This is a genomic window from Paracoccus sp. (in: a-proteobacteria), from assembly GCF_035556475.1.
In the GTDB taxonomy this organism is placed as follows: domain Bacteria; phylum Pseudomonadota; class Alphaproteobacteria; order Rhodobacterales; family Rhodobacteraceae; genus Paracoccus.
Window position 1 is genome coordinate 1 of record NZ_DATMFA010000080.1, and the last position, 23,644, is coordinate 23,644.

Annotated in this window: 19 protein-coding genes; 10 read left to right on the forward strand and 9 right to left on the reverse strand. The window is 65.5% G+C overall.

Annotated features, from left to right (window positions below; all coding sequences use genetic code 11):
- The 3 genes from VNQ78_RS10215 to VNQ78_RS10225 all read left to right on the forward strand — a co-directional run.
- On the forward strand, positions 1-1,429 hold a 1,429-nt coding region (locus VNQ78_RS10215), incomplete at its 5' end, for a ShlB/FhaC/HecB family hemolysin secretion/activation protein (RefSeq protein ID WP_325689298.1).
- Entirely contained in the window at positions 1,377-6,368 is a 4,992-nt protein-coding gene (locus VNQ78_RS10220) for a filamentous hemagglutinin N-terminal domain-containing protein (RefSeq protein ID WP_325689300.1), read from the forward strand. The genes VNQ78_RS10215 and VNQ78_RS10220, both read left to right, overlap by 53 nt.
- The gene (locus tag VNQ78_RS10225; protein WP_325689302.1) at positions 6,337-8,316 is read left to right on the forward strand and encodes a caspase family protein; all 1,980 of its coding nucleotides are present in this window, start codon (positions 6,337-6,339) and stop codon (positions 8,314-8,316) included. Before VNQ78_RS10220 ends, VNQ78_RS10225 begins: the two co-directional genes overlap by 32 nt.
- A 2-nt stretch (positions 8,317-8,318) precedes the next feature.
- Here VNQ78_RS10225 and VNQ78_RS10230 read toward each other — a convergent pair whose 3' ends face one another.
- From VNQ78_RS10230 to VNQ78_RS10240, 3 genes are all read right to left on the reverse strand, one after another.
- Positions 8,319-9,044 (reverse strand): GNAT family N-acetyltransferase, encoded by a 726-nt coding sequence (locus VNQ78_RS10230; protein WP_325689305.1) that lies wholly within the window; start codon positions 9,042-9,044, stop codon positions 8,319-8,321.
- Positions 9,041-10,171, reverse strand: a complete 1,131-nt coding sequence (gene menC / locus VNQ78_RS10235; protein WP_325689307.1) for an o-succinylbenzoate synthase — start codon at positions 10,169-10,171, stop codon at positions 9,041-9,043. Before menC ends, VNQ78_RS10230 begins: the two co-directional genes overlap by 4 nt.
- Before the next feature lie 63 nt (positions 10,172-10,234).
- A complete protein-coding gene (locus tag VNQ78_RS10240; protein WP_325689310.1) occupies positions 10,235-10,810 on the reverse strand; it encodes a DUF421 domain-containing protein in 576 nt (191 codons plus the stop codon).
- Positions 10,811-10,888: 78 nt separating this feature from the next.
- On the opposite strand from VNQ78_RS10240, the gene VNQ78_RS10245 reads away from it, so the two are divergent.
- The gene (locus tag VNQ78_RS10245; RefSeq protein WP_325689312.1) at positions 10,889-11,068 is read left to right on the forward strand and encodes a hypothetical protein; all 180 of its coding nucleotides are present in this window, start codon (positions 10,889-10,891) and stop codon (positions 11,066-11,068) included.
- Here VNQ78_RS10245 and ada read toward each other — a convergent pair.
- Entirely contained in the window at positions 11,065-12,129 is a 1,065-nt protein-coding gene (gene ada / locus VNQ78_RS10250) for a bifunctional DNA-binding transcriptional regulator/O6-methylguanine-DNA methyltransferase Ada (protein ID WP_325689315.1), read from the reverse strand. The two genes, VNQ78_RS10245 and ada, sit on opposite strands and share 4 nt — an antisense overlap.
- Positions 12,130-12,407: 278 nt before the next feature.
- On the opposite strand from ada, the gene otsB reads away from it, so the two are divergent.
- The 3 genes from otsB to VNQ78_RS10265 are packed head-to-tail and all read left to right on the forward strand — an operon-like array spanning position 12,408 to position 16,338.
- Positions 12,408-13,154: a trehalose-phosphatase gene (otsB, locus tag VNQ78_RS10255; RefSeq protein WP_325689317.1), complete on the forward strand. Its 747-nt coding sequence runs from the start codon at positions 12,408-12,410 to the stop codon at positions 13,152-13,154.
- On the forward strand, positions 13,151-14,953 hold the full coding sequence (locus VNQ78_RS10260) for a glycoside hydrolase family 15 protein (protein WP_325689319.1): 1,803 nt from the start codon (positions 13,151-13,153) through the stop codon (positions 14,951-14,953). The genes otsB and VNQ78_RS10260 overlap by 4 nt, the downstream gene beginning before the upstream one ends.
- Positions 14,950-16,338 (forward strand): alpha,alpha-trehalose-phosphate synthase (UDP-forming), encoded by a 1,389-nt coding sequence (locus tag VNQ78_RS10265; RefSeq protein WP_325689321.1) that lies wholly within the window; start codon positions 14,950-14,952, stop codon positions 16,336-16,338. Before VNQ78_RS10260 ends, VNQ78_RS10265 begins: the two co-directional genes overlap by 4 nt.
- On the opposite strand, the gene VNQ78_RS10270 is transcribed toward VNQ78_RS10265, so the two are convergent.
- From VNQ78_RS10270 to cyoA, 5 genes are read right to left on the reverse strand one after another with little or no spacing between them, the layout of a single operon-like run.
- On the reverse strand, positions 16,313-16,996 hold the full coding sequence (locus VNQ78_RS10270) for an SURF1 family protein (protein WP_325689323.1): 684 nt from the start codon (positions 16,994-16,996) through the stop codon (positions 16,313-16,315). The two genes, VNQ78_RS10265 and VNQ78_RS10270, sit on opposite strands and share 26 nt — an antisense overlap.
- 59 nt (positions 16,997-17,055) lie before the next feature.
- Positions 17,056-17,448, reverse strand: a complete 393-nt coding sequence (gene cyoD / locus VNQ78_RS10275; protein ID WP_325689325.1) for a cytochrome o ubiquinol oxidase subunit IV — start codon at positions 17,446-17,448, stop codon at positions 17,056-17,058.
- Positions 17,448-18,068: a cytochrome o ubiquinol oxidase subunit III gene (gene cyoC / locus VNQ78_RS10280; protein WP_325689327.1), complete on the reverse strand. Its 621-nt coding sequence runs from the start codon at positions 18,066-18,068 to the stop codon at positions 17,448-17,450. Before cyoC ends, cyoD begins: the two co-directional genes overlap by 1 nt.
- Positions 18,069-18,072: 4 nt before the next feature.
- Positions 18,073-20,082: a cytochrome o ubiquinol oxidase subunit I gene (gene cyoB / locus VNQ78_RS10285; RefSeq protein WP_325689329.1), complete on the reverse strand. Its 2,010-nt coding sequence runs from the start codon at positions 20,080-20,082 to the stop codon at positions 18,073-18,075.
- Positions 20,083-20,095: 13 nt separating this feature from the next.
- A complete protein-coding gene (gene cyoA, locus VNQ78_RS10290) occupies positions 20,096-21,301 on the reverse strand; it encodes a ubiquinol oxidase subunit II (RefSeq protein WP_325689331.1) in 1,206 nt (401 codons plus the stop codon).
- A 213-nt stretch (positions 21,302-21,514) separates the two neighbouring features.
- Between cyoA and VNQ78_RS10295 the strand changes: the two genes are divergently transcribed.
- From VNQ78_RS10295 to VNQ78_RS10305, 3 genes are all read left to right on the forward strand, one after another.
- The gene (locus tag VNQ78_RS10295; protein ID WP_325689333.1) at positions 21,515-22,828 is read left to right on the forward strand and encodes an MFS transporter; all 1,314 of its coding nucleotides are present in this window, start codon (positions 21,515-21,517) and stop codon (positions 22,826-22,828) included.
- A 117-nt stretch (positions 22,829-22,945) separates the two neighbouring features.
- Positions 22,946-23,194: a type II toxin-antitoxin system Phd/YefM family antitoxin gene (locus VNQ78_RS10300; RefSeq protein WP_325689335.1), complete on the forward strand. Its 249-nt coding sequence runs from the start codon at positions 22,946-22,948 to the stop codon at positions 23,192-23,194.
- 3 nt (positions 23,195-23,197) lie between these two features.
- Entirely contained in the window at positions 23,198-23,614 is a 417-nt protein-coding gene (locus tag VNQ78_RS10305) for a type II toxin-antitoxin system VapC family toxin (protein ID WP_325689337.1), read from the forward strand.
- The last annotated feature ends 30 nt before the right edge of the window (positions 23,615-23,644 follow it).

The window sequence follows — 23,644 nt, forward strand, 5'->3', positions numbered from 1 at the left end:
CGAGATATTCACCGCGGCCTCCGATCTCGAGGCGGCCTATGTCCAGATGGGTTATGTGCTCTCGCGCGTGGTCATTCCCGCCCAGACCCTCGAGGATGGGGGCGCGCTGCGGATCACCGTCGTCAACGGCTATGTCGAGAAGGTCGATGCCAGCGCCGCGCCCCCGGATCTGCGCGCGCGGCTGGAGCGGACGACTGCGCCGCTGGTCGACCAACCCTCGCTGCGGCTTCCCGATATCGAGCGTCGCCTGCTGCTGGCGGGCGACATGTTCGGGGTCGCGCTTGGCTCTGCTCTCGCGACCGGTTCGCAACCCGGCGGCACCGTCGTGATCCTGAACCCCCAGTTCCGCTCGGTCACCGGGTTTGTCGGGCTGGACAACACCTTCTCGGATGAGCTGGGCGAGTGGAACCTCAGCGGCGGGGTCGAGTTCAACGACCAGTTCGGTCTGGGCGAGGTGATCTATCTGCGCGCCTCGGGCCATCCGCAACTGGGTTCGGACGGCTATTTCGGCGACGATCCCAAGCTGCGGACCATTGCCGGGGGGGCCATCTTTCCGCTGGGCTATAACGGCCTGACCTTCGGGATCGAGGCGGCAAATTCCAAGACCGGGCCGGAAACCAATGCGATCGCCACGCCCTCGGATTTCAGCCGCGTGTCGCTGCGGCTGTTCTATCCCGTCGTGCGGACGGTCAAGCGCAATATCTCGGTCACCGGCGCGCTGGACATCCAGAGCGACGATCAGGATCTCGACACCGCTGCCGGGGGTTTTGGCCTTTACAAGGACCGCACGCGCGTCCTGCGCCTCACGGGGGACGGGGCGTGGCAGATTTCCGACAATGCCGGCCTGCGCATGGCCGCGGTCCTGTCGGTGGGGATCGACGGGCTGGGCGCCCGATCGGCCGATGACGCCACGCCCGAGCTGCCGCTGTCGCGCGAAGGCGCGGATGCCGATTTCCAGAAGCTCGAGTTTTCGTTCCGCTACGACCGCAGCTTCCAACAGGACTGGGGCTTGTCGCTTGCCGGTCAGGCCCAGACCTCGTTCGGCAAGCCGATGCTCTCCAGCGAGCAGTTCGGCATCGCCTCCTCCGAGGGTCTGTCGGCCTTCGATCTGGGCAGCATCACCGGCGATTCCGGCTGGTTCCTGCGCGGCGAGGTCGCGCGCAACTTCACCACGCAGGGCTTTGGCCGCCCGATACAGGTCAGCCCCTATCTTGCGGCGGCGGTCGGCTCGGTCCGACTGGAACAGCCCTCCTCGCTCGAGGAGGCGCGCGTTGATGCCAATACCTTCGGCATCGGCGTGGACCTGCGGATGATCCGCGACCCGAACTATTCCTCCGCAGTTGTCAGGCTGGAATACGGCAAAGGGAACAGGGACGATGGCAACAGGGACGAAGAACGCTTCACGATCGTCAGCTCATATCGTTTCTAGCCGCCGCCTGTGGGCGGCGCTGCTGGCAGGCAGCGCGCTGGCGCTGCCGGGCGCGCTCATGGCCCAGACCTTGCCCGGCGGCGGGCATGAGGTCGCCGCGGGATCGGCCAGCGTCACCCAGAGCGGCCCGCGCATGCGCATCAACCAGAACAGCAACCGCGCCATCATCAACTGGGGAAGTTTCAGCATCGGGAATGGCGCGTCGGTCCAGGTCAACCAGCCCGGCCGCAACTCCGCCCTCCTGAACCGCGTCACCGGCGACAGCCCCTCGCGCATCGACGGGCGCCTCGGCGCGAATGGACAGGTCTTTATCGTGAACAGGAACGGGATCGTGGTGGGATCTCAGGGACGGATCGCGACGGCGGGCTTCGTCGGCTCGACCCTGGACATCGCGGATTCCGACTTCATGGCCGGCAGGCTGCGCTTTTCCGGCGACGACCCTGCCCCGGTTGCGAATGCCGGGCGCATCGACATCATTCCCGGCGGATATGCCGCACTTCTGGGCGGACAGGTCAGCAATACCGGCACGATCACCGTGCCCCTCGGCCGGGCCGGGCTGGGCGCGGCCGAGCGGGTGACGCTGAACCTCTCGGGCGACGACTTCCTGTCGGTGGCGCTGCCGCCCGACAAGGGCGCCAGTATCGAGCATACCGGCCGCATCTCGGCCGATGGCGGCGCGATCGAGATGAAGGCCGCCGCCGCGCGCAATGCGGCGCGCCGGACCATCAACCTTTCCGGCGTGGTCGAGGCGCGCAGCGTCTCGGGTCGCTCCGGCCGCGTCGTTCTGGGCGGCGGCGAGGGTGGGAAGGTCCGCGTCACCGGTCGCGTCGATGCGCGGGGTGGCGTGCGCGTCCCTACGGTGATCCGCGCGGCCCGACCGGAGGCCCGGCCCGCGCGTGGGGGCGAGATCACGATCACCGGCGACCAGATCGAGCTGGTGGGCGCCGATCTGGATGCCAGTGGTACCGGCGGCGGCGGCCTGATCCGCGTCGGAGGCGGCTACAAGGGCGGCGGACCATTGCAGCGCGCCAGCTACAACCTGATCGACGCGGGAACACGGATCGCGGCGGACGGGATCGGCGATGCCGATGGCGGGCGCGTCATCCTGTGGTCTGACCTGCTGACCGAGTTCGACGGCGGCGTCTCGGTCCGCGGCGGAGCCCATGGCGGCGATGGCGGCTTTACCGAGATTTCCGGGGGCCGCGATCTTGCGCTGCGCAGCTCAGACATCCGGCTGGACGCGCCGCGCGGCAGGCCGGGGACCGCGCTTTTCGACCCGCAGGACATCACCGTCGTCGCAGAACCGTCCGAGGATCCGTCCGAGCTTCTGGTGACGACCTTCTACGAGATCGTCGAAGCGCCCGGAGACCATATCTTCACCACCGCCGATGACAGCATTCCGGGCGGCGATGCCGGCAATATCACCTTCGCGACGCCGATTTCCTTCACGCTGACCAGCGGCGAGGGGGGGGATTCGAGCGTGACGTTCATCGCCGATAACGACATCATCTTTCAACAGCCCTTCAGCTGGAGCGGCCCGGGCAGCCTGTCCTTTTCGGCCGATGCGGATATCGTCGTCAACGGCCCGGTAAGCTGGACCGGCAGCAGCGCCCTGTCGATGACCGCCGGATCCGGCATTGCGCTGAACGCGGCGCTGGCCGGGCCGGGGGGTGCGCTGACGCTGCAAGCGCCCGAGATTGCGGCCGGCGGCCGCGTCAACGTGGACAGCTTCCGCCTGACTGGCGCCTCGCAATGGATGCAGAACACCGCCACCCTGCCCGCATTCTTCGCGCGCGACTTCGCGATCGGGGCGGATGCGGGCTTTCTGCGCGCGCGCGGCGGCGCAGGCACGACCGACAACCGCTATGTCATCACCGACGTCTACGGGCTGCAGGGCATCGGCTCGGAAGGGTTTGAGGCCGCGCATTACGCCTTGGGCAGCAATATCGCGGCCGCGGGCACCGCCGAATGGCGGCTCGGCGCGGGCTTCAACCCGATCGGAACCCTCGACGAACCCTTCACCGGCAGCCTGAATGGGGCCGGCCCCGGCGGCCCGCGCACCATCTCGGGGCTGACGCAAAGCTTTCCGGGTCTCCGGGGCGGGCTTTTCGGGATGATTCAGGGCGCGACTCTCAGCAACCTGCGACTTACGGGCGTCAGCATCGACGCGTCGGGTGCCGGGGCCACTGGCGGACTGGTCGGCCGTGCGCTGGCCGGTGCCGGATCGAACGTCATCAGCAATGTCCAGGTCTCAGGCGCGATCGAGGCCACCAGGGGCGAGGATGCAATCGTCGGCGGGATGTATGGGGGCATCATCGGCCAGTTCACCGATGGAACGATCACGAACACGGATTCCCGCGTCACGCTGAGTTTCGACGGCTTCGCCGATGGCGCGGACGACATGATCCATGTCGGCGGCATCGCCGGGCGGCTCTCGGGCAACTCGACCATCGCGAGCAGCAACTATATCGGGACCATCACCTCGGATTTCGGGGGCAGCGAGTTCAGCGAGGGGGGCACGCCCGCGCCCAACCGCATCGGTGGCATCGCGGGACAGACGACCCTGACCGACGCGATCAGGGACACGACCGCCACGCCGACCATCACGCAGACCGGGTCGGGAAGCTGGATCATCGGCGGCATCGTCGGCCAGAATTCCGGCACGCTGACGAGGGTGAGGAGCGCCGGCTCGATTTCGTTCGACAGCCCCGACGAATTTTTCGGCACCCGGATCAGCGCGATTGGCGGGCTGACCGGCACCAATATCCGCGGGATCACCCGCAGCAGTTCCAGCACCGCGATTGATGTGGATACCGCCGGCTCGGTCGCGGTGGGGGGGCTGATGGGCGCGAATTCCGGTCAGGTCGAGACCTCCTTCGCGACGGGCGACGTGACCGTCAACCTGTCGAGCCCCGGTGAAACGACCAGCCTTGCCGTGGTCGGCGGGCTGGCCGGATACAGCGACAACGCCTTGCGTTATGTCTTCGGCACGAATGACGTCACCGTCACCGGCTCGGGCCAGTTCTTCATCGGCGGCAGCATCGGCCAGAACGCGGGGGCCTTGCGCTTTGCCCGCGCCTCTGGCGCGCTGGAGGCCGGGATCGACAGCCCGAACGGCACCCCCTCCTCTCTTGGCGGGCTTGTCGGCAGGAACTCCGGTCAGATCACCGATGCTTATTCGCTGGCCAGCGTCAGCTATGGTGGCGGCGCCCCGGCGGCGGTCGGCGGGCTGGTGGGCCACAATAACGGCTGGATCACCCGCACCTTTGCCGCAGGACCGGTCGCAGCCACAGGAGGGGAAGGGCTGCAGGTCGGAGGATCGGTCGGCGCGAATGGCATTGAAGGGAACGCGCCATTCTCGTTCTGGGATGTCACGGCCACGGGGCAAGCGACATCGGCCAGCGGCACCGGCCTCACCACCGCCCAGTTGCAGAACGATACCGCAGGCTTCCTGCGCCGGGCCTCAGCATGGAACTTCCAGACCACCTGGGCACCGGGCGGAGATGGCGATTATCCACAGCTCTACAGCCTCGACGCGGTTCTCTGGGCCGTTCCCGACGATCTGAGGGTGACCTATGGCGATGCCCGGCCGGTTCCCGGCGGCACCGTCTACGGCCTCGGGCGCTATCTCTTCGGGGCCGCTGGTGACATCCCCTCGACCACCGGGATTTTCAGCCTGCCGGGATCGCCGCGCAATGCGGGCAGCTATGATGTCCTGACCGCAGGTTCCGTCACCTCGCCCGCAGGCAGGCGCTATGACATCGTAAGTTCGGACGCGACGCTGACGATCGACCGGGCGCCACTGACGATCACGATCGGAGATCTAAAGAAAATCTATGGGGATACGCTCGATCTCTCGAATATCGAAGGGATCGTCAGCGGGCTGCGCTATGATGACGAACTGGCCGCGTTCGTGCTGTCGAGCGACGGCGCGCCTGCCCGTGCCTGGGTCACGGGCTCTCCCTATGACATCACGGGTTCGGGGGCTGTCGTCAGGGGTAATGGAAGGAACGCGACCTCGAATTACACCATCACCTACAATACGGGATCGCTGACCGTGCTGCCGCGCCCGATCACCGTCGACGTGCTGGACGAAGCCATCTTCACCGGAGAGACGCCAACCTTCCGCTGGCGGCTTGCCGATGGAACATTGGTGAACGGGGACCGCGTCACCGGCCTTGATTTCCACAGCGACGGCAATCAGGACAGCCCGCCCGGCCGCTATGTGGTGACGGCCTCGGACCTCGCGATGACGGACGGGGCCGAGGTGAATTACGCCATCGACTACACGCCCGGCACCCTCGCAATGCTGCCGCGCGCGCTCCCTCCCCATCCCTATGAAGGGGAGTCCGAGAACGTCGATCCCGTCCCGAACCCCCGCGACTTGACCGAGATCCTGATCCCGGCAACCCTGACCGGTCTGACCGGCCTTGGCGACCCCGGCGCGCGGCAGGCACCGGGCGTCGCCGAGGACGAGGAACTCATGCGGCTCGCCTCCATCTCGCAGGAGATTTCGCTGGAGATCGAGAATTGCAGCCAGCACGAGGGGCAGACCGAGGACATGCTGGCCTGCCTTTCGCGCGCATTGAGCCGCTATTCCTCAGCGCTGGACCAGCTTTCGACCGATCTGCCACCCTCGATGCAGACGGTCTCGGCGATCCTGCGCGAGGCCAGCACCGAGATCGGCCGGTCCAGCAACCGCGCCCGCGACCGCCTGCGGAATGCAACGACCGAGACCGAGCGGGAGAGCATCCGCCGCGAGGCCCTGACCGAGGCGAGCCGCGCCATGTCCTCGGCCAAGGCCCAGATCGTCAAGCAGATCGAACTGCTGCGCGTCGAAGATCCCGAACTGGTCCGCGCCCATGCGCGCCAGGAGAACCTGATCCTTGCCACCGTGGACAAGGCCGATGACATGCTGGTCCGTGCGGTCGGCCTCTAGGTCCGGGGCCGTCGGCATCGCCCTGCTGCTGGTGATGCTGCTTGGCGGTGGGTTTCCGGCGCGCGCGCTGGCAGCCGAACGGCTTGCGCTGATCATCGGCAATGCGAGCTATGACACGATCGGCAGCCTCGACAATCCGGCGAATGATGCCAATGATATGGCCGTGGCCCTGACCGGCCTTGGCTTTCGCGTCACGCTGGGGATCGACCGCAGCCGTGCCGAGATGCTCGAGATGATCTCGCGCTTTGGCGTGGATGCGAAATCCGCGGATGTGGCGCTGTTCTATTATGCCGGCCACGCCTTCCAGATCTCGGACAAGAACTACCTGCTGCCAAGCGATTTCCGGCCCGCCACGCGCGAGGAGGCGACGGCGGCATCGGTCTCGCTCGACGCGGCACTGAACGCGCTGGCCGCCGCGCCGGGGTTGAAGATCGTGATGCTCGATGCCTGCCGCGACAACCGCAACCGCATCCCCGGCGGCGATGACGGCCTTGCCCGCGTCGGCAGCGCGGCGGATTTCCTGATCGCCTATGCCACGCAGCCGGGCGCGGTCGCCTCGGACGGCGGCGGCCGGAACGGCACCTTCACCGGGGCGCTGCTGAACCATATCCGCACCCCGTCCCAGGATATTTCCGAAATGATGATCGCTGTGCGCAAGGACGTAATCGCGCAAAGCGGCGGCCAGCAGATCCCGTGGGAAAGCTCGTCCCTGACGCGACGGTTCTTCTTCGACGACGGCCCGCCCACGGCTTCGCCCGATACGATGTTCTATCAGGTCGCGGTGCGCGGCGGCGATCCCAGCCTGCTGCGGCTTTATCTTCAGCGTTATCCCGACGGCGCGCATGTCAGCGATGTGCTGGCCTTGCTGACGGGTGGAGAGAATGGCGACACCTATCTGCGGAGCGCCGGCCCCGATGACGACCACGGCGAGCAATTGTGGCAACTGGCCCAACGCAGCAAGCTGCGCCCTCTGTTCGAGAGCTATCTGAAATCCTATCCGCGGGGGCCTCATGTCGATGCGGCCCGCCAGCTTCTAGCGGAACTGCCAAGCGACGCCGATCTGGGCGCGGCGCGGCGCTGCGAATTGCTGGCGAACCATCCCCGCGACGGGACCGAGACCACGCCCGGCGTCTCGTTCGAGCTTCTGGGCCGCAACTCTGTCGAGGCGATCCGCAATTGTGAAGAAGCGGCCCGCCTCAACCCCCGGCAGGCGCGCTATGTCGCTCTGCTGGCCCGCGCCTATGCCGCCTCCGGGTTGCGCGAAAAGGCGATCGCGCTTTACGAGGATGCGGCCGCGCGCGGCGACCTGCGCGCCATGGTCAGCCTTGCCCTGCTGAAGGAGGCCGGGGACGGAACCCCGAAAGACCCGGCAGGCGCGCTTGCGCTTTACGAAAAGGCGGCGGAAGGCGGCAGCGCCGATGCCGCGATCAACCTTGCCGTGACGCTGCTTGGCCCGGATCAGGATGAGCAAAGCCGCGCGCGCGGTATTGCCCTGATGCGCAAGGCATCCGAGGGCGGCGCGGGCATCGCCACTTTCAACCTCGGCGTTCTGGCCCGCGACGGGAAGTTCGGCGACCCGGTCGATGCGCGGGCGCTGTTCGAGCGCGCCGCGCGCGAGGGCGAGCCGCGCGCTCATCGCGCGGCGGCGGTGCTTCTGGACGAGGGCCGCGGCGGCGACCCAGACCCCTCCGCCGCCGCCATCCAGTTGCTTCTGGGCGTCGCGTCAGACGGAGGAGAGTTGCTGGGCGAGCTGACCGACCATGCCGACAACTGGAACCCCCGCACATTGCGGGCGCTGCAGGGACGCCTCGCCATCACCGGCCTCTATCACGGCGCGACCGACGGGGTGCCGGGTCCGGCGACGCGAAAGGCCCTCGAGGATTGGCGGAATGGCGGGTTCGACGCCGCGGCCCTTGCAAGTCTGGTGCCCGCCCCACCCTCCGATTGATCTCAGCCCTCGGCCGGGTGCGAGAGCAGATAGCTCGCCTCGCCCTTGTCGAAGCCGTGGATCCTTTCGCCCCGGGCAAAGGCCGCGGTCAGCACCTCGCGCAACTCAAGCCGCGCGGCGAGCGCCGCATCGGGATCGGTCGCGAGAAGCTGGTCTATATCGGCGGGAATGCGGACACGCCCGGTAACCGGCGCCGCTTCCCAGTGTCTTGCCACCCCCTCGGCCCTCGCCACGACCTCGGGACGGTCCAGATGCCAGTCGATCAGCAGGCGGTCCGAGGGCAGACCCAGATTTATTCCCTGCATATTGCCGTAGTAATTTTCGAGATAAGTCACGGAAGTCCCGCCAAGAACATGGATATTCAGGCTGGCATTGACCGTGCGCAGCGGATCGAAGGTCCAGCGCACCCGGTTGACCCCACGCGCAAGGCACCATTCGCGCTGGAACCATTTCAGGCGCGGCGCCAGCCCCAATCCGCGCGCCTGCGGCAAGACCCCCAGCCGATGCGAATGTTGGAGTCCCGGCGTCGCACCCGGAAAGGCAAACAGGAACCCCAGCATCCGCCCATCCGCGAACGCGCCCGCGACAAGCCCGCCCTCATGCTGGATAGCAAGCATCAGGTCGGCATTGTCGGCCGGATCGTCCTGTCCCCAGACCGCACGCTGGAAATCCTCGGTCGCCTTCAGTTCCGCAAGCGATGTCAGCTCGCGCAGCGTCACCTCGGTCATGGCCGGAAATCCATCCGCTCGCCCGTCACTGTGTCGAGATAGGCGCGGTCCAGCGTGACGCCCAGCCCCGGCCCATGCAGGGGAGGCGGCATCAATCCGTCCGAAGATTCCAACTTTTGCTCGATAATATCCCTTTTGAAATAACGGCTTGCTGATGATGTATCACCCGGTTTCGAGAAGTTCGGCAGGGTGGCGAGATGGATGTTATGCGCGCGCCCGACCCCGGATTCCAACATGCCGCCGCACCAGACCGGCACGTCGAAGGCCGCGCACAGATCATGGATCGCGCGGGCCGAGGCGAAGCCGCCGACGCGCCCGACCTTGATGTTGATGACCCGTCCCGCCCCCGCGACCAGCGCCTTGCGCGCATCGGTGGCCGAACGGATGCTCTCGTCAAGGCAGATCGCCGTCACGATCTGGCGCTGCACCTGCGCATGGTCATGGATGTCGTCGAAGGCCAAGGGCTGCTCGATATAGTCGAGCGCGAAGGCGTCCATAGCCTTCAGCAACGGCAGATCATCGAGCCGGTAATCGGTATTCGCGTCCACGGTCAGCTTGATCGCCGGAAATTCCTTGCGCACCGCGGCGAGGAGGCCCAGATCATGGCCGCGCCGGACCTTCAGCTTGACGCGGCGATAGCCGGCCTTGACCGCGACGGCGACGCGGTCAAGCGTCGTCGGGATATCGGCGATGCCAAGGCTGACCCCAACCTCGACCTCTGAGCGGGTGCCGCCAAGGGCCGATGCCAGCGGAATGTTCAGCGCCTTGGACCACAGATCCCAGACCGCCATTTCGACCATCGCCTTGGCCATCCTGTGCCCGCGCCACGGATCGAGAATCGCGGCAAGCTCGGCCGGGCTGGCAAAGCGTTGGCCCAGAATGCGCGGCAGAACCGCCTCTGCCAGAAAGGCCAGCGCGCCGGCCTGCGTCTCCTCGAGGTAATCCGGCAGCAGGTCCATCACCCCCTCGCCATAGCCCTCCAACCCCTCGCCCTTGAGGGTCAGAAGCGGAAAGATCTTCTCGGTCATGGTCCCGGTCGAGATCACGAAAGGCGTCAGCAAAGGCAGCCGCACGATGCGGATCTCTGCCGCCTCGATCCGAATGCCGGGGAACAGGGTATGGGTCATGGCACGCTCGCGAAATTTGCGCCCGCAACCTGAAGCGAAAACGCCCCCGGTGCAAGCCGGGGATCAGGTCGGTTCGGAAGAGGGGGCGAGTTCCGTCGCGGGAATTGCCGGCGGCTGGTAAAGACCTGCCGGCGCAGGCCCGTCGCGGCGTCTGGTCAGCACGGAAAGCGCTCCATTGGTCTCCAGCACCGCCAGCCTCACCTCGGACAGGTCCGTGATGCCCTGATCCCGCAGCTTGAGATACAACTCCTGCACGCCGATGCCCTTGCTCTGGATCTTGCTGCGATGGACATGGCCGTCGGTCACGACAACCACCGGACTCCCCTCGAAGAACCGCGTCATCCGGTCCGAGCGCAGGATGGCAAGGTCGATCAGCTTGTTCGCGGTCACGACCAGCAGGATCGCCAGCATCGCCGGGATCAGCGGCACGTCGGGATAGAAGAGCGAATCCCCCACGGCCGAGCCGATGGCGATGACCAGCAGGAACTCGATGATCGAAAGCTGGGCGACGCTGCGGCCGCCGATCCAGCGCATCAGGGCCAATGTGTAGAAATAGATGATCGTGGTCCGAAACAGGATCTCGGCCAGAAAAAGCGGGCTCTGATCCCCCATGAAGATCCTTTGCACTTCCTGCAGCATGGTCCATCTCCCCAAAAACCGGCAGATAGGAACGCAATGGTCCTTCATCAGGGTCCAAGCCTGCGCTAAGGAAGGGGCATGTTGGTCGATCCGAACAATCCTTTCTTCAACCCGCTCTGGGTCAGGCTGATCTGCGTCATTGCGCCGCTGGCCTGGGCCGGAATCGAAATGGCGAATGGCGCCACGCTCTGGGCCGCGGGTTTTGGCGCCGCCGGGCTTTATCTGGCTTACGCGCTGTTTTGGCAGCGGGGGCGTTAGCCCCGCGCCTCGCGGTCAAGGATCTCGCGCTTGCGGGCGACGCCCCAGCGATAGCCCGAGATCGCGCCATCGCTGCGCACGACCCGGTGGCAGGGGATCGCCACGGCAAGGGTATTTGCCGCGCAGGCCCCGGCAACCGCCCGCACCGCCTTTGGATCGCCGATCCGGGCGGCAAGCTCGGCATAGCTGACCGTCTCGCCCGCGCGGATGTCGCGCAAAGCCTGCCAGACGCGCTGCTGGAACGCGGTGCCGCGAATATCCAGCGGCAGGTCGAGGCCGGTTCCCGGCGCTTCGACGAAGGCCACGACGCGGGCGACCAGCGCCTCGAATGCCGCATCGCCGCCGATCAGGCGCGCCTGCGGGAAGCGGTTCTGCAATTCGATCAGCAAGGGTTCGGGTTCATCGCCAAGCGAGATCGCGCAAAGCCCCTTCTCGGTGCTGGCGACAAGGATCGCGCCCAGCGAGCATTGCGCGAGGGCAAAGCGGATCTCGGCCTCGGCCCCGCCCTTGCGGAAGGCCGAGGGCGACATGCCGATGACGCTCTCTGCCGTCTCGTAGAAGCGGCTGGCCGAGCCGAAGCCCGCCTCGTGGATCGCGGCCGTAACGCTGGCGCCGGAGGCCAGAGCCTCGCGCAGCCGCCCCCCGCGATGCGCCGAGGCATAGCCGCGTGGCGTCAGGCCGGTCAGCGCCTTGAACTGCCGGTGGAAGTGAAAGGTGCTGAGGCCGATCCTGCGCGCCAGCGCCTCGGTCGAGGGCACCTCCTCGCTCTCCTCGATCATCCTGCAGGCGGCAGCGATCAGCGCGGCATTCGCCTCGGCCGGGGACTGGCCGCGCGGATGGCAGCGCAGGCAGGGGCGGAAACCCTGTGCCTCCGCCGCCTCGGGCGAGGGGAAAAAGCTTACATTCTCAGGCTTTGCGCGGCGCGAGGCGCAAGATGGCCGGCAATAGACGCCCGTGCTGCGCACCGCATAGACGAATGTGCCATCGGCATCCCTGTCGCGGCGAAGCACGGTCTGCCAGCGCGGGTCGAGGGCGGTGTTTTGATCCTGATGCATGAACATGCTATAGCACCTTTCGGTTCGTGATGGGCATAGCCTAGGCGCTTCCTGCGTGTGATGCGTTCCGTTCCTTGCTGTCAAATTGCCCGGACACCGATCGCAAGGGTCCAATGTACGGGCAGCGGGCGCGTCCGAGGGTGGCGCTGCCCGAATTGGCGGGAACCGGGCCGGAAGCCCGCGCCTTGAAGCTTGGAGCGGTCGCGTCAATCGGCGCGCAACCCCATGTGCGCCTGCAGAAGGCGCGCTCCAATCTGGCCGCATCACCGGAAAGGACGGATGCATTGAAGGATATTACTGCCGAATTCGGATCACTGGATCTGGATCGATTCGCTTTCTTCTTCGATTTCGACGGAACGCTGACCGAGATCGCGCCCCGACCGCAGGAAGTGACGCTTTCAGCGGAAATGGGCCGGAACCTCGTCCGCTTGGTCGCGCGCACGCACGGGGCGGTCGCCATCATCACCGGGCGCAACAGGCATGAATTGTCCGCGCTGGTCGCCTCTGACATGCTGATTGCCGGAATGCACGGTCTGGACTTTCCCGGCGTGGCGGTCGAGGCGGATCCCGACCTCCCTGCCCGCATCGCGGCGGTCCGTCCGCTGCTGCCGGCGCTCGAAACGCTGGTTTCGGCCCATCCCGGCGCGCTGCTCGAGGACAAGGGACAGGGCCTTGCCCTGCATTGGCGCGGTGCCCCCGATGCCGAGACGGCGCTTCGCGGCGCGGCGGATGATGTGCTGGCGGAACTGGGCGCGGGCTGGCGCTTGCAGCCGGGGAAATGCGTGGCCGAGATCCGGCCGGTCGGTGACGACAAGGGGACCGCGCTGCGCCGTTTCCTTGCCCTCCCCGCCTTTCGGGGCCGCCGTCCGATCGCCTTTGGCGATGATCTGAACGATCAGCCCATGCTGGATGCCGCGCGCGAGGCGGGGGGGATCGCGGTCGCCCTTGGCCATGCGGCCATCGACGGGGATCTGCGCCTCGCAGGCCCCGAGGCGCTTGCCGCCTGGCTTGGGGAAAGGCTGGACGCATGAATATGAACGCACCCGCCCCCTCGCTGGAACTGGGCATCATAGGCAATGCGGCAATTGCCGCGCTTGCGAACCGCTGGGGCGACATCGTCTGGATGTGCCTGCCGCGCTTCGACGGCGATCCGGTTTTCTGCAACCTTCTCGAACCGCAGGCCGGACCCGAGGAGGGCATCTGGTCGATCCGCTGCGACGATCTGGTCGAGACGCGGCAAAGTTATCGCCGCAATACCGCGATCCTCGAAACCATCCAGACCGATGCGCAGGGCAACAGCCTGAGGATCACCGACTTCCTGCCCCGCTTTCACGATCGCGGGCGCATGTTCCGGGGCCGCACGTTGGTCCGCATCGTCGAGCCGCTGCAGGGGATGCCCCGGATCACCATGCGCCTCAGGCCCCGCCACGGCTATGGCGCGCATCCGGCCAAGGTCCGGCGCGGATCGAACCACCTGCGCTATCTGCTGGGAGACGAGCGGCTGCGCCTGACAACCTCGGCGCCCGTGGAATTCGTGCTGCACGAGACGCCCTTCCTGCTCGACCGCCCGCGCGTCTTTCTGCTGGGCCCGGACGAGCCTCTGACCGAAGCACCCGAGGTGATCGCAGCCAGTTTCCTTGACCGCACGCAGGATTACTGGTCCGACTGGGTCCGCGCATTGTCGATCCCGCCCGATTATCAGGATGCGGTGATCCGTGCCGCAATTACCCTGAAGCTTTGCGAATATGAGGAAACCGGCGGCATTGTCGCGGCGCTGACGACGTCGATCCCCGAATATCAGGGCACCGGGCGCAACTGGGACTATCGCTTCTGCTGGCTTCGGGACAGCTATTTCACCATCAAGGCGCTGAACAGCCTCGGTGTCACCAAGACGATGGAGGATTATCTGGAATATGTCCTGAACCTCGCCACCGGCTCGCCCGATGGCTATATGCAGCCGCTGTTCGGTTTGGGGCATGAGCGGGTGATCGTCGAGGAAAGCTGCGACGCGCTTGCGGGCTATGCCGGGAACAAGCCGGTCCGGCGGGGCAATGCGGCTTATATGCAGGTCCAGAACGACGGCTACGGCTCGGTCATCCTTGCCGTCAGCCAGTGTTTCTTTGACGAACGCCTGCCGCGACTGGGCGGCGCGGATCTGTTCCAGCGGCTGGAGGTTCTGGGCCATCAGGCCGTCGCGCGCTGGAACACCCCGGATGCCGGCCTGTGGGAGTTTCGCACCCGTGAAAGCATCCACACCCATTCGGCGCTGATGTGCTGGGGCGCCTGCGACCGGCTGGCGCGCATCGCGGCGCATCTGGGCTTGGGCGACCGGGCCGCCTTCTGGGGCCGCGAGGCCGCGAAGATCCGCGAGGCGATCGAGGCCTATGGCTGGAGCGAGGCGCGCCAAAGCTATGTCATGGCCTTCGGCGGAGAGGATCTGGACGCGAGCCTTCTGCTGATGACCGAACTGGGCTACACGACCGGCGCGAACCCGCGCTATCGCGCCACGGTCCTGGCGATCGAGGATGAATTGCGGCAGGGACACCACCTCTTTCGCTACAAGACCCCCGATGATTTCGGCGCGCCCGAGACCGCCTTCACCGCCTGCACCTTCTGGCTGATCGACGCGCTTTGCCGGCTTGGCCGCGAGGATGAGGCGCGCGAGATCTTTGCCGAGGTGCTGGCGCAGCGAAATCCGCTGGGCCTGCTCTCCGAGGGCGTGCATGTCGCCAGCCGCACACTCTGGGGCAATTTCCCGCAGAGCTATTCGATGGTCGGGTTGATCAACGCCGCGATCAAGCTGTCGCGGCGCTGGGAGGACGTGGTATGAGCCGCCTCGTCGTCGTCTCGAACCGCCTGCCCGCGCTTGGCAAGGGCGTCGCCGCCGGTGGGCTGGCCGTGGCGCTGGAAGCCGCGCTGAAGGACAAGGACGGGCTGTGGCTCGGCTGGTCGGGCAAGACCTCCGAGGAGCCCGGCCCGCCGCGCCTGCAGGTCGAGGGCAAGGTGACCTATGCCGCGCTGGACCTGACCCCGCAGGACATCGCGGGATATTACGAGGGCATCTCGAACAGCGTGCTCTGGCCGCTTTGCCATTACCGGCCGGATCTGCTTGAATATACCCGCGCCGACATGGACTGCTATATGGCGGTGAACGGCAAGTTCGCCGATGAGCTGGTCTCGATGCTGCGGCCCGATGACCTGATCTGGGTCCATGACTATCACCTGATCCCGCTGGCCGAGGCATTGCGCAAGCGCGGGGTCGAGAACCGGATCGGCTATTTCCACCACATCCCCTGGCCGGCGCAGGATCTGTTCCGTGCCTTGCCGCGCGCGCGCAGCTTCCTGTCGGCGATGCTGGCCTATGACGTGGTGGGGCTGCAGACACGGGCCGATGCGCGCAATCTGCGCGATGCCGTCGAAGCGATGCGCGGCACGCTGGAGGCGACGACCCCGCCACGGGGAACGCGGATCGGGCATTATCCAATCTCGATCGACACGGCGGGCTTTGCAGCGCGGGCGCGGCGGGCGCGCGACCTGCCGCGCATCCGCGACCTCTACGAGAGGTTCGGGCCGCGCGATATGGTGATCGGGGTCGATCGCCTCGACTATTCCAAGGGCCTGCCCGAGCGGTTGCGCGCGATCGAGCAGCTTCTGGAGAGCCATGCGGGCCTGCATAACCGGGTCAGCTTCCTGCAGATCACCCCGGCATCGCGCAGCGGGATCGAGGGCTATGACCGCATCCAGCAGGAGGTGGCCGAGCGGGCCGGCAGGCTGAATGCGAGCTATGGGACGCTCGACTGGGTTCCGGTGCGCTATATCAACCGCGCCTTCAGCCACAGCCTGCTGGCCGGGCTCTATCGCCTCGCAAAGGTCGGCCTCGTCACGCCGCTGCGGGACGGGATGAACCTCGTCGCCAAGGAATATGTCGCGGCGCAGGATCCCGAGGATCCGGGCGTTCTGGTCCTGTCGCAATTCGCCGGTGCGGCGGCCGAGATGGGCGCGGCCCTGATCGTCAATCCCTATGATGTCGAGGATGTCGCGAACGCCATGGCCCGCGCCCTGACCATGCCGGTCGAAGAGCGCAGGGACCGCCATTCCGCCATGATGCGGCGGCTGGAGGAATATCCCGTCTCGGTCTGGGCGCGCGCCTTCCTGCACGACCTCGAACCCGCGACGGCCCGCCGGGCGGTCACGGTTGCGAGCGATCCCGGCTGAGGACGAAGAAGGCGCCGGCGGCAAGGCCGGCCGCCATCGCAAACCATGTCAGCGCATAGCTGAGATGGCTGTTGCGGAAGCTGACGACGGTAAGGCCGCCGATGGGCAGGGCGTTCGCGTCCTGCCCGCGATCGGCGTCGATGAAATAGGGCGCATGCTGGCCAAGACCCTTGGTCTGGGACAGCGCCTCGACGTCGCGCGAATACCAGCGCCCGCCAGCGGCATCGTTCGACCTGAGAAAGGCTCCGTCCGGCTGCGTAACTCGGAGCAACCCGGAAACTTGCTGCTCGCCCGCCGGTGCCAGCCGATCCGCCGCCTCGCGGCGATCCTGCGGCACGAAGCCGCGATTGATCCAGACCGCCCAGCCCTCGGGCGTCATTAGCGGCGTCACCACCCAGTAGCCGGCGCCCTGAGCCGTCACCGCCTGAACCAGAACCTCGTCGGAAAACGCGAACTGCCCGGCGACCGCGACGCGGCGATATTCGTCCGCCTGCTGCCCCAGCGCGTCCCATTCGGCCGGGCCGGGAGCGGGGATGGGCGCCGCGGCAAGCCGTGCCTCGACCCGCTCGATCAGCTCGGTCTTCCATTGCAGGCGCTGGACCTGCCAGATGCCCAGCCCGCAAAGCAGAATGACGCCCACCGCCGAGGCGAGCGCCATCAGGGTCCAGGCCAGTCTTGACCTGAACCGGCGCGGCTCTTGGTTGGCCGCGCCCGAAGTCACGGCATGACCTGCAATTCGTGGTTCATCTGCGGCATCATGTTCGTGTTCAGGTGGAACATGACCCAGAGCGAACCGGCAATCATGATGACCACGATCACGATCGTGAAGATGGCCGAAAGCAGGGTCCAGCCCTCCTCCGCCCGGCTATTCATGTGCAGGAAGTAGATCATATGCACCAGAACCTGCGCCACGGCGCAGAGGATCACGACCGCCACCGTCAGGGCGCGGCTGTCGAAGCCGCCGCCCATGACGATCCCGAAGGGGATCACCGTCAGGATCACCGCCAGCACGAAGCCGGTCATGTAGCTCTTGAAGGTGCCGTGCTCCTCGTGATGGAGGGCATCATCGTCACCGTGATGTGCGTCGTGATGATTATGCGCATGTGCCATCAGATCACCCCCATGAGATAGACGACCGTGAAAACCCCGATCCAGATCAGGTCGAGGAAGTGCCAGAACAGGCTGAGGCACATCAGCCGGCGCTGGTTGGCCGCGCTCAGGCCGAATTTCGACACCTGCACCATCAGCGTGATCAGCCAGATCGAGCCGAAGGTGACGTGCAGGCCGTGCGTTCCGACCAGCGTGAAGAACGCCGACAGGAAGGCCGAACGCTGCGGTCCCGCGCCGATATGGATCAGGTGATGAAACTCGTAGAGTTCGATCGCAAGGAAGCAGAGGCCGAAGAACAGCGTCACCGCCAGCCATTTCAGCGTGCCCGCCTTGTCACCCCTGACCATGCGCAGCATCGCAAAACCATAGGTGATCGACGAGAAGAGCAGCATCGCGGTGTTCAGCGCGACGAGTTCCAGGTCGAACAGGTCCTTGGGGCCGGGGCCGGCCGCAAGGTTTCCGTGAAGCACGCCATAGGTCGCGAAGAGGACTGCGAACATCAGGCAGTCGCTCATCAGGTAGACCCAGAAGCCGATATTGGTCGAGGCTCCCTCGGCGTGGTGGTGGGGCTCGGTCTCCCAGTAATCTGCCGGGCTTTGGAGTTGGGTAACGGTGCTCATCGCATCATGCTCCCTGTGCCAGCTGAAGATCACGGGCCTTTTCAACCGCGGTCACTTCCTCGGCGGGGACGTAGTAATCCCGGTCGTAGTTGAAGGTGTGATAGATCGAGTAACCAACCACGGCCAGGAAGGACAGGATGGCAAGCCACCAGATATACCAGATCATGGCGATACCGCAGATCGTGCAGAGCGCGGCGAGGATCACTCCCGAACCGGTATAGCGCGGCATGTGGATCGGCATGTAGCTGGCCTTCGGACGGGCGGCGCCCGCCTCCTTCATCTCGGCCCAGGCATCAAGCCCGTGGACGACCGGGGTAAAGGCGAAGTTATAGGCCGGCGGCGGCGAGGACGTTGCCCATTCCAGCGTGCGGCCATTCCAGGGATCGCCCGTCACGTCGCGATATTCGGGGTCGTTGCGCTTCCAGATCGAGATGCCGAACTGAAGGAACATCGCTCCGATACCGGCGGCGATCAGCAATGCACCGATGCCCGCGACGATGAACCAGATCTGCAGGTCGGGATCGTCGAAGACACGCATCCGGCGGGTCACGCCCATCAGGCCGAGGATATAGAGCGGCATGAACGCCACCCAGAAGCCCACGACCCAGCACCAGAAGCTGACTTTGCCCCAGAACACGTTCAGCTTGAAGCCGAAGGCCTTGGGCCACCAGTAGTTGATCGCCGCGAACACCCCGAACACCACGCCGCCGATGATCACGTTATGGAAATGCGCGATCAGGAACAGCGAGTTGTGCAGCACGAAATCCGCCGGGGGAACAGCCAGCAGAACGCCGGTCATGCCGCCGATAACGAAGGTCAACATGAAGGCGACGGTCCACATCATCGGCAGCTCGAAGCGGACGCGGCCGTGATACATGGTGAAGAGCCAGTTGAAGATCTTCGCGCCGGTCGGGATCGAGATGATCATGGTGGTGATCCCGAAGAACGAGTTCACCGAGGCGCCCGAGCCCATCGTGAAGAAGTGGTGCAGCCAGACGAGGTAGCTGAGGACCGTGATGCAGACGGTCGCATAGACCATCGAGGTATAGCCGAACAGCCGCTTGCCCGAGAAGGTCGAGGTGACCTCCGAGAAGACGCCGAACAGCGGCAGGATGAGGATATAGACCTCCGGGTGGCCCCAGATCCAGATGAGGTTGATATACATCATCGGGTTGCCACCAAGGTCATTGGTGAAGAAGTTCGTGCCGATATAGCGGTCCAGCGTCAGCAGGATCAGCGTCATCGTCAGGACCGGGAACGAGGCCACGATCAGGATGTTCGTGCAGAACGAGGTCCAGGTGAAGACGGGCATCTTCATCATGGTCATGCCCGGCGCGCGCATCTTGAGGATCGTCACCATCAGGTTGATCCCCGAGAGCGTCGTCCCGACACCCGCGACCTGCAGGCCCCAGATGTAATAATCGACGCCGACCCACGGGCTATAGGCAATGCCCGACAGCGGCGGGAAGGCCAGCCAGCCGGTTTGCGCAAATTCACCCACGAAAAGCGACGCCATGACGATGACCGCGCCGCCGACCGTCATCCAGAACGAGAAGTTGTTCAGGAACGGGAAGGAGACGTCGCGCGCCCCGATCTGCAACGGCACGATATAGTTCATCAGGCCGGTGACGAAGGGCATCGCCACGAAGAAGATCATGATGACGCCATGCGCCGTGAAGATCTGGTCGTAGTGATGGGCGTTGAGATAGCCCTCGGAGCCGTTGAAGGCCATCACCTGCTGGAGGCGCATCATGACCGCGTCGGCGAAGCCGCGCACGAACATGATCAGGCCGAGGATCATGTACATGATCCCGATCTTCTTGTGGTCGACCGAAGTGAACCACTCGTTCCAGAGATAACCCCAGAGCTTGTATTTGGTCAGCAGCGCGACAAGCGCGATGCCGCCTATCGCAACTGCGACGAAGGTTGCCGCGACGATCGGTTCCTTCGGAATGGCGTCCCAGTTCAGGCGCCCCAGAAGGAAGGTAGTCTCGACATTTGTAGGAATGGCCATCTGGGACTCCGGGTCAGAGCTTGGGTTCGACGGCGTTGTCTCGCCGTGCGTCCTGGATGATCCGAGGCATGTCGATGCCAAGGCGATTTTCAGGGCGGGGAAGCGCGATGCCGCGCATCGGGGTCTGGTCGACCCGGACAACCGGTTGCGACTGGCGCAGGTCCGAGAACATGCGGGCCGAATCCGCCGGCGTGCAGAAGCTGGTCACCATGAAGGGCTCCTGCCCCAGGACCGGGCGGGCGAGGCCGCGACGGATTTCCTTGTCATGGGTCAGCTGCGCGACGTTGATGGTGCCGGCAAGACCGGTGCCGCCGCGCGCATCAAGTGCCATCATCTCGGCCATGCAGATCTTGTTCGCCTCGACGCACATGTTGACCACGCGGTCGAAAAGCTCGGGATCCACATCCGCGAAGAACATCGGCTTGACGTTCTCGCTCGGCGCCTCGAGTTCGAGATAGCGCTGGCGATCCAGCAGCCCGCCTTCGGCGCGCGTCTCGTCCAGCCATTCGTTGAAGGCCTCGGGCTCCAGCGCATGCGTCTTGAAGCGCATGCCCGAGAAGCCGTGACCCGAATAATGGGAGGCAAGACCCTGATATTCACCGGGATTGTTGAACACGCCGTGAAGCGTCGTCTCCATGCCCGGCATGGCATAGATCATGCCCGCCATCGCAGGGATATAGAAGGCGTTCATCACCGAGGAGGAGGTCAGCGTGAACTCGACCTCGCGGTCGACGGGAACGGCAAGCTCGTTCACCGTGGCGACGCCCTGTTCGGGATAGATGAAAAGCCACTTCCAGTCGAGCGCGACGACCTCGACCCGGAACGGATCCTCGTCGGGAACGGCCTCGGTCGCGCTCAGGCGATCGAGCGGGCGGAAGGGGTCCAGAAGGTGCGTGCCAACCCAGGTCAGCGCGCCAAGGCAAATGATGATGAGCAGCGGAGCCGCCCAGATCACCAGCTCGAACTTGGTCGAGTGATCCCAGTCGGGAGCATAGGTCGCCTTGCGGTTCGAGGCGCGATAGCGCCAGGCGAACAGCACGATCAGGATCATCACCGGGATGATGATGATCAGCATCAGGCCGGTCGAGGCCAGAAGCAGATCCTTTTGACGCTCCGCCACATCGCCGGAGGGCTTTAAGACCTCCATCTTGCAAGCGGACAGCGCCAGAATAACGGGAGCAAGCGCGGCAAAGCGCGCCAAGCGGGGGAGTATACGCATGAAAGCCGTAACCTCACCTGAAGAGGGGGCATTGAGGGAATGTAGTTGGGCCCAACCCCCTAAGGGATCGGGTCCGCGGCAGACATAGGACAATTTGCCACACCCGCCGCATCTTGAACATCGCTGTTGACCGGTCGATGAAGACGCCCACAATTGCCCTTAAAGTCCCTTCGCCCCCTACGCTGTCGGGTGCCCCTGATAGGTGAGCTAGACATGTGCGCAGCCACTCCCACTCCTTCTACCCTGCCCCGTGAAGCGACGCCCGGGCATCACGTCTCGCCCTCGGATATCGCGGTCGGCGTCATCATCGGTCGCTCTTCCGAGTTCTTCGACTTCTTCGTTTTCGCGATCGCCTCGGTCATCATCTTTCCGCAAAGGTATTTTTCCTTTGCCGATCCGCTGACCGCGACGCTCTGGTCCTTCGCCGTTTTCGCCCTCGCCTTCCTGGCGCGGCCGCTCGGCACGGCCTTCTTCATGGTGATCGACCGCCGCTATGGAAAAAGCACCAAGCTGACGCTGGCGCTGCTGATTCTTGGCACCTCGACCGTGGGCATGGGTCTTATTCCCTCCTATGCCCAGATCGGCTGGGCCTCGATCGCGGTGCTCTGCTTCCTGCGTATCGGACAGGGCTTCGCGCTTGGCGGTGCCTGGGACGGCCTGCCCTCGCTTCTGAACATGAACGCCCCCGAGGGGCGGCGCGGCCTCTATGTCATGGTGCCCCAGCTTGGCGCGCCCGTCGGCCTGATCGTCGCCAGCCTGCTTTTCGCCTATCTGCTGGCCAATATGTCGCAGGCGGATTTCCTGAACTGGGGCTGGCGTTATCCGTTCTTCGTCGCCTTCGCGATCAACGTCGTGGCGCTTTTCGCGCGCCTCCGCATCGTGGTGACGCCGGAATATACCGACGCCTTCGAGAATCACGAGCTGGAGCCGACCAGCTTCCGCGCCGCCTTCAAGAATGATGGCGCGACCATCCTCGCGGGAGCCTTCGTCCCGCTGGCCAGCTTTGCGCTGTTCCACATGGTCACGGTGTTCCCGCTGTCCTGGGTCTATCTCTATACCAATGAGACGCTGACCAACTTCCTGCTGATCGAATCGATCGCCGCCGCTGTCGGTTTCGTGGCGATCATCCTCTCGGGTGTGATCGCGGACCGGATCGGGCACCGCAAGCTGCTGTTCCGCTGTGCCGTCGCCATCGCCATCTTCAGCCTGTTCGCGCCGCTGCTGCTGGCCGGGAACCAGCTTGGCGAAGCGATCTACATGATCGTCGGCTTCATTATCCTGGGCCTCAGCTTCGGCCAAAGCTCGGGTGCGGTCGCCTCGCTGTTCCAGCCGCGCCGCCGCTATACCGGCTCGGCGATCGTCTCGGACCTCGCATGGCTCTTCGGGGCGGGCTTCGCGCCGCTGGCCGCGCTGGCGCTGTCGGCCTGGCTGGGGCTTCCGGCCGCGGGTCTCTATCTGCTCTCGGGGGCGGCTTGCACCATGGCTGCGCTGTGGTTCGCGCGTCAGTTGCGCCTCCGCGTCTCCTGATCCACGCCCCCAAGCCTTTGCGAAACGCCCGGTGCCCTGCGCCGGGCGTTTTTGCTTGAAAACGAGGGTTGCATCGATTATCTATCTAGCCAGATAGCTAGCTTGTTGGGATTGATCATGTGGACGCTTCAGGACGCCAAAAACAGGTTTTCGGCCGTGGTCGATGCCGCGCTTGCCGGGCAGCCGCAACAGGTCACGCGCCGGGGCAAGCCTGCGGTCGTCGTGCTGTCGGCTGCGGAATATGCCCGGATGCAGGCGGCCGCGGCGGGAAATCGCGGTTCCTTCATCACGCATCTGGGAAATTTTCCGGGTGAGCCGGACAGCGGCAAACGCCCGCGCGTGGCGCCGCGCGACGTGTCCTTCTGAACCGTGCTGATCCTCGACACCAATGTGCTCTCGGCCCTGCGCCGGCCCGAGCGCAGCCCCCAGGTTCATGCCTGGCTGTCGCACCAGGACGAAGCGGCGCTTTACCTTTCCGTGATCACGCTGGGCGAGATCGAGCGCGGCATCGTCCGGCAGGACAGCGTGAACCCGGCCTTTGCCCAGGACTTGCGCGAATGGATCGCGCGCACCGTGACTTTGTTCTCGGACCGCCTGCTGCCCTTCGGCGCGGCCGAGGCGCGGATCTGGGGTCAGCTTTCGGCGCAGATCGGCCATAACGGGGCCGATCTGCTGATCGCAGCGACCGCGATCGCCCATGATGCGATTGTCGTCACCGGCAATGTCGCGGATTTTGCGCCCTCGGGCTGCCGGATCCTGAACCCTTTCGGCGAACCCTCGGCCTGAAGCGCCCGCAGATCCACGATTTTAGTTCCC

Excerpts from the sequence above, each read along its gene's own strand:
- VNQ78_RS10295 (WP_325689333.1), top strand. The coding sequence starts at position 21,515 with ATGTGCGCAGCCACTCCCACTCCTTCTACCCTGCCCCGTGAAGCGACG.
- VNQ78_RS10265 (WP_325689321.1), top strand. The coding sequence starts at position 14,950 with ATGAGCCGCCTCGTCGTCGTCTCGAACCGCCTGCCCGCGCTTGGCAAG.
- cyoB (WP_325689329.1), bottom strand. The coding sequence starts at position 20,082 with ATGGCCATTCCTACAAATGTCGAGACTACCTTCCTTCTGGGGCGCCTG.
- VNQ78_RS10260 (WP_325689319.1), top strand. The coding sequence starts at position 13,151 with ATGAATATGAACGCACCCGCCCCCTCGCTGGAACTGGGCATCATAGGC.
- menC (WP_325689307.1), bottom strand. The coding sequence starts at position 10,171 with ATGACCCATACCCTGTTCCCCGGCATTCGGATCGAGGCGGCAGAGATC.
- cyoA (WP_325689331.1), bottom strand. The coding sequence starts at position 21,301 with ATGCGTATACTCCCCCGCTTGGCGCGCTTTGCCGCGCTTGCTCCCGTT.
- VNQ78_RS10240 (WP_325689310.1), bottom strand. The coding sequence starts at position 10,810 with ATGCTGCAGGAAGTGCAAAGGATCTTCATGGGGGATCAGAGCCCGCTT.
- ada (WP_325689315.1), bottom strand. The coding sequence starts at position 12,129 with ATGTTCATGCATCAGGATCAAAACACCGCCCTCGACCCGCGCTGGCAG.
- VNQ78_RS10230 (WP_325689305.1), bottom strand. The coding sequence starts at position 9,044 with ATGACCGAGGTGACGCTGCGCGAGCTGACATCGCTTGCGGAACTGAAG.
- VNQ78_RS10245 (WP_325689312.1), top strand. The coding sequence starts at position 10,889 with ATGTTGGTCGATCCGAACAATCCTTTCTTCAACCCGCTCTGGGTCAGG.
- VNQ78_RS10270 (WP_325689323.1), bottom strand. The coding sequence starts at position 16,996 with ATGGCGCTCGCCTCGGCGGTGGGCGTCATTCTGCTTTGCGGGCTGGGC.
- cyoC (WP_325689327.1), bottom strand. The coding sequence starts at position 18,068 with ATGAGCACCGTTACCCAACTCCAAAGCCCGGCAGATTACTGGGAGACC.
- VNQ78_RS10300 (WP_325689335.1), top strand. The coding sequence starts at position 22,946 with ATGTGGACGCTTCAGGACGCCAAAAACAGGTTTTCGGCCGTGGTCGAT.
- VNQ78_RS10220 (WP_325689300.1), top strand. The coding sequence starts at position 1,377 with ATGGCAACAGGGACGAAGAACGCTTCACGATCGTCAGCTCATATCGTT.
- cyoD (WP_325689325.1), bottom strand. The coding sequence starts at position 17,448 with ATGGCACATGCGCATAATCATCACGACGCACATCACGGTGACGATGAT.
- VNQ78_RS10225 (WP_325689302.1), top strand. The coding sequence starts at position 6,337 with ATGACATGCTGGTCCGTGCGGTCGGCCTCTAGGTCCGGGGCCGTCGGC.